Source organism: Klebsiella sp. 141153, assembly GCF_032601995.1.
Taxonomy (GTDB): domain Bacteria; phylum Pseudomonadota; class Gammaproteobacteria; order Enterobacterales; family Enterobacteriaceae; genus Klebsiella; species Klebsiella aerogenes.
In genome coordinates this window covers 1-210 of the sequence record NZ_JAQIRJ010000060.1, presented here as the reverse complement: position 1 = coordinate 210, position 210 = coordinate 1, and the positions used below count along the sequence as shown (strand labels likewise).

The window sequence follows — 210 nt, the reverse complement described above, 5'->3', positions numbered from 1 at the left end:
GATACGTTGAGCTAACCGATACTAATGAACCGTGAGGCTTAACCTTACAACGCCGAAGCTGTTTTGGCGGATTTGAGATGATTTTCAGCTCTGATACAGATTAATCAGTGCGTCATATGACGGGCTGGTAAAACAGAATTTGCCTGGCGGCGATAGCGCGGTGGTCCCACCTGACCCCATGCCGAACTCAGAAGTGAAACGCCGTAGCGC

At 50.5% G+C, this 210-nt stretch carries 1 rRNA gene; it reads left to right on the top strand.

From position 1 onward, the window contains the following. Positions 1–142: 142 nt before the first annotated feature. A 5S ribosomal RNA gene (rrf, locus tag PGS10_RS25065) occupies positions 143–210 on the top strand; the annotation flags it as partial.